Below are 4,750 nucleotides of genomic sequence, written 5' to 3' on the forward strand. Positions count from 1 at the left end.
CCTCGGACCCGCGGTCGAGGCGGCCGAGGCGCTGGTCAAGGCGGCGGAGGCGGAGGCCAAGGCGGCCGCCGGTGAGCTGGACGCCACCGAGACGGCCGCGCTGCGCCAGGCGCTGCGGGAGAGCGCCAAGGGCCGGATGCCCCGGGGCACGGCCGGCGCGCTCAAGGAGCTGGAGGACCGGCAGAAGTCCCGGACCACGCGGATGAAGCGTGACGCGATCGACCGCGCGCTGCTCGACCTCGCCTCGTACTATCGCGACCTGCTGGCCGTTCAGCTCGGCGCGGACGTCGATCTGGTCAACGCCGACCGGGCGCGCGAGCTGCGGGCCTACCGCGGCACGCCGGAGGCGACCCTGCAGCGGCTCGAGGCGATCATGACCTGTCGAGAGCGGCTGGAGGCCAACGTGAATCCCCAGCTCGCGGTCGAGGCCATGACGATGGCCTTGCGTACCGGCTGACCTGCGCTTTCCCCAGAACTGACCAAAAGCGGCCACGGTTCACATAAGACGCATCACTGGACTTTCGCCGCGCTGACCGTATCTGATGCCTCCAAGTCTTTACTGTTTCTTGGTAAATCTTGGGAGGTGTGCGGTGCGGCGCGCCATAGTCCTCGCCGCCTGCGCCGCCGTCACGGCGGCGCTCGCGGCACCCGCGCAGGCGGGACCGAGCAGCAACACGACACAGGGCCGGACGAGCGAGTACGTCGTCCTGTACAAGGACGGGGTGTCCCTGGCGAAGGCGCATTCGGCCGTCGCGGCGGCCGGTGGCACCATCGTCAAGGAGAACCCCGCGATCGGCCTGGCCACCGTACGGTCGGCCAACACGGCGTTCCTCACCGACGCGCGCGAGCAGTCGGCGGTGGACGGCGTCGCGCGCAACCGGGCGGTCGGCGAGGCGCCGAAGGTCCAGCGCGCCGCCGCCGCCAAGGCGCAGGCGGTGGAGAAGGAGGGCCGGAGCGGCACCCGTACGGCCGGCGCGTCCCACTCGTCATCGGCGGAACCGCTCGCGGACCGCCAGTGGGACATGAAGCTGATCCACGCGACGACCGGCGGCTCGTACAAGAAGGAGCCCGGCGACCACCGCGTGCTCGTCGGCGTGATCGACACCGGGATCGACGGGACGCATCCGGACATCGCGCCGAACTTCGACCGCGCGCTGAGCCGGAACTTCACCACCGACATCCCGGTCGACGCCGACGGCACCGAGGTCGATGGTCCGTGTGAGCACCCCTCCTGCGTCGACCCGGTCGACGAGGACGACAACGAGCACGGCACGCACGTCGCCTCGACGATCGCCTCGCCGCTGAACGGCCTCGGCATCGCGGGCGTCGCCCCGAACGTGACGCTGGTGAACGTCCGGGCCGGGCAGGACTCCGGATACTTCTTCCTGCAGCCGGTGGTCGACGCCCTGACCTACTCGGCGGACCACGGGATCGACGTGGTCAACATGTCGTTCTACACCGACCCCTGGCTCTTCAACTGCGTGAACAACCCGGCCGACTCGCCGGAGTACCAGGCCGAGCAGCGTACGGTCATCCAGGCCTCGGAGCGGGCCCTCGCGTACGCGCACCGGCACGGCGTCACCCTGGTCTCGGCGGCCGGCAACGGCGCCACCGACTACACCAAGACCATCATCGACGCGTCCAGCCCGGACTACGTGGCCACGCCCGGCGAGGCTCCGTACCAGCGGACCATCCCGCCGTCCTGCGTCTCGGAGCCGAGCGAGGGCAAGAACGTCCTCGCGATCTCGGCCCTCGGCATCAGCACCCGCAAGTCGTACTACTCCGACTACGGCAACGGCTACGTCGCGGTGTCGGCCCCGGGCGGCGACTCCTACGACACGCCGGACGGCAAGGCGGACGTGACCAAGGCGATCCTGGCCGCGTACCCGAAGTCGCTGGCCGAGCAGCGCGGCGAGCTGAACCCCGACGGCACCCCGAACGTGCCGTACGTGGTCCGCTCGTGCAAGGGCTCGACGTGCGGTTACTACCAGTATCTACAGGGCACGTCGATGGCCTCCCCGCACGCGACGGGCGTGGTGGCGCTGATCGTGAGCAAGTACGGCCGGCCCGACCGCGTCCACGGCGGCCTGACCCTGTCCCCGGACCGCGTGAAGTCGATCCTGGAGGGCACCGCCACCGAACACGCCTGCCCGACCCCGCGTGCGTACACCTACACGCGCTACGTCCTGCAGTCGGACGGTACGTACCAGAAGGTGACGGCCACGCACACGTGTGAAGGCGGCAAGGGGCGCAACGGCTTCTACGGCCACGGCATCATCGACGCCCTGGGCGCCGTGTCGCACTGATCTCCCGTTCTCGGAAAAGGGGCGTCCCGGCCGGGGCGCCCCTTTTCACCGCGTACGGCAGGTCACAGGTCCGAGCCGCCGGTGACGTCGATCCAGTCGCCGGTCATCCAGCGGGCGTCATCGGAGGCGACGAAGGCGACCACGTCCGCGATGTCCTCCGGGCGGCCGACGCGGCCCAGGGCCGAGCGGGCCGACCAGGCCTCCTGGGCGCCCGGCTCCGCCAGCATGGGCGCGGTGTTGTCGGTCTCCACGACGCCCGGGGCGACGGTGTTCACCGTGATGCCGCGTTCGCCGAGCTGTTCGGCCAGCGTGTGGCCGAAGGCGTCGATGGCGCCCTTGGTCAGCGAGTACGTGATGATCTCCGGCATCGCGATGCGGGTCACGCCGGAGGAGATGTTGATGATCCGGCCGCCGTCGCGCAGCAGCGGAAGCGCCCGCTGGACGATGAAGAACGGCGAGCGGACGTTCACCGCGAAGATCTGGTTGAAGTCCTCCAGCGTCGTGTGCTCCAGGTCGCTGGAGGCGCCGATCGCGGCGTTGTTCACCAGGATGTCCAGCCCGTCGAAACGCGACGCCACCTCATCGATCAGGACCTCCGGCGCGTCCGGGGCGCTCAGCTCCGCGCGTACGGCGAAGGCCCGGTCCTCGCCGATCGCGGCCACGACCTCCTTGGCCGCCGCCTCGTCGCGGCCGTAGTGCACGGCCACGCGTGCGCCGTCCCGGCCCAGCCGGAGCGCGATCGCCCGGCCGATCCCCCTGCTCGCGCCCGTTACCAGCGCGGTCTTGCCCGTCAGGTCGCCCATGAGTCCTGCCCGTTTCTGTAGTGATCGATACAGAAACTATAACCTAGCGATCGCTATAGAATGCAAGTCATGGCACGACCGCGAAGCTTCGACCGTGAGCGAGCGCTCGACCGGGCGATCGAGCAGTTCTGGCGGCACGGGTACGAGGCGACCTCCGTCGCCGCGCTCACCGAGGCGATGGGCATCAACCCGCCCAGCATGTACGCCGCCTTCGGCGACAAGAGAAAGCTGTTCAGCGCGGCGGTCGAGCGCTACCAGCAGACGTACGGCGCGCCCGCCGTACAGGCCCTCGCCGAGGAGCCCACCGCCCGCGCCGCGATCGAGCGCCTTCTCCGCGCGGCCGCCGCCGACTACACCGACCCCGCACACCCCTGGGGCTGCATGATCATCTCTGCGGCCGTCAACTGCGGCTCACCCGACGTCGAGGCCGAGTTGCGAGACGGGCGCGAGGCCACCAAAGCCACCATCCGCGCCCGTATCCAGGCCGACGTCGACGAGGGCCGCCTCCCGGCCGGGACCGACGCCGAGGCCCTGGCCACCTTTTACGCGTCGGTCATCCAGGGCATGTCCACGCAGGCCAGAGACGGGATCGGCCGCGAGCTGCTGGAGCAGGTCGCGGCCCAGGCCATGCTCGTCTGGCCGGACAGTCCCTAAGCTGGCACCCATGTCGTACCGCGTCACCTTCGTCTGCACCGGCAACATCTGCCGGTCCCCGATGGCCGAGCACATCTTCCGCCACCACGCCGAGCTGGAAGGCCTCGACATCGAGGTGGACAGCTCCGGCACCGGGCGCTGGCACGTCGGCGACTCCGCGGACGAGCGTACGGTCGCGACCCTGCGCAAGGCCGGCTACCGCTCCTCCCATCGGGCGCGCCAGTTCGAGGTGCCCTGGTTCGACCACTATGACCTGATCCTCGCCCTCGACCAGAGCCACCGTACGGACCTGCTCCGCCTGGCGCCCGACGAGGAGGCGCGGCGCAAGGTCCGGCTGCTGCGCGAGTTCGACCCGGGCGCGCGCGACCTCGACGTGGCCGACCCCTACTACAGCCGCGACTCCGCCTTCGAGGAGGTGCGCGAGCAGATCGAGGCCGCCGTGCCGGGCCTGCTCGACCACGTGCGCCGGGCCGTCAAGGAACGATGAACCTCACCGACGTCACCGAGCTCGGCGCCAGCCACGAATGGCACCTGCGGAAGGGCACCCTCCCGGACGGCCGCCGCGTGTTCGTCAAGCAGGCACGGAAGGCGATCGACGGGCTGTTCGCGGCCGAGGCGAACGGCCTGCGCTGGCTCGCCGAGAGCGGCGCCGACGCCCCGGTGCCCGAGGTGATCGCCGCCGACGACACCACGCTCGTTCTGCCGTGGATCGAGACCGCGCGGCCGGCCCCGGAGGCGGCCGAGCGGTTCGGCCGTGAGCTCGCCGCCGTCCACGGCGCGGGCGCGGACTCCTACGGAGCGCCCTGGCCGGGGTACATCGCCGAGCTGCCGCTCGACAACACCGCCGGAGCCGAGTGGCCAGAGTGGTATGCCGAGCGCCGCGTCCTGCCGTACGTGCGCCTGGCGGTGGACCAGGGCGTCCTGTCCGCCCGCGACGCCGCCGAGATCGAACGCGCCGCCGCCCGGGTCGCCGACGCCGCGGGCCCG

General features: G+C 70.9%; 6 protein-coding genes. 5 read left to right on the forward strand and 1 reads right to left on the reverse strand.

Going from position 1 to position 4,750, the window contains the following annotated elements:
- Together ACFFNX_RS42625 and ACFFNX_RS42630 are read left to right on the forward strand one after the other, a co-directional pair.
- On the forward strand, positions 1 to 457 hold a 457-nt coding region (locus tag ACFFNX_RS42625; RefSeq protein WP_378211945.1), incomplete at its 5' end, for a DNA polymerase III subunit delta' C-terminal domain-containing protein.
- Positions 458 to 590: 133 nt separating this feature from the next.
- A complete protein-coding gene (locus ACFFNX_RS42630; protein ID WP_378211946.1) occupies positions 591 to 2,306 on the forward strand; it encodes a S8 family peptidase in 1,716 nt (571 codons plus the stop codon).
- 62 nt (positions 2,307 to 2,368) lie between these two features.
- Here the strand turns inward: ACFFNX_RS42630 and ACFFNX_RS42635 are convergent, their stop codons facing one another.
- Entirely contained in the window at positions 2,369 to 3,109 is a 741-nt protein-coding gene (locus ACFFNX_RS42635) for an SDR family NAD(P)-dependent oxidoreductase (RefSeq protein ID WP_378211947.1), read from the reverse strand.
- Between the two features lie 69 nt (positions 3,110 to 3,178).
- Here ACFFNX_RS42635 and ACFFNX_RS42640 point away from each other — a divergent pair, with 69 nt between their 5' ends.
- The 3 genes from ACFFNX_RS42640 to ACFFNX_RS42650 form a co-directional block, all read left to right on the forward strand.
- Entirely contained in the window at positions 3,179 to 3,763 is a 585-nt protein-coding gene (locus tag ACFFNX_RS42640) for a TetR/AcrR family transcriptional regulator (RefSeq protein ID WP_378211948.1), read from the forward strand.
- A 10-nt stretch (positions 3,764 to 3,773) separates the two neighbouring features.
- Positions 3,774 to 4,250, forward strand: coding sequence for a low molecular weight protein-tyrosine-phosphatase (locus ACFFNX_RS42645; protein WP_378211949.1), 477 nt, complete (start codon positions 3,774 to 3,776; stop codon positions 4,248 to 4,250).
- A partial coding sequence (locus tag ACFFNX_RS42650) for a fructosamine kinase family protein (protein ID WP_378211950.1) occupies positions 4,247 to 4,750 on the forward strand: 504 nt, incomplete at its 3' end. The genes ACFFNX_RS42645 and ACFFNX_RS42650, both read left to right, overlap by 4 nt.

The sequence above is a fragment of the Actinoallomurus acaciae genome (genome assembly GCF_042429965.1).
Classification (GTDB): domain Bacteria; phylum Actinomycetota; class Actinomycetes; order Streptosporangiales; family Streptosporangiaceae; genus Actinoallomurus; species Actinoallomurus acaciae.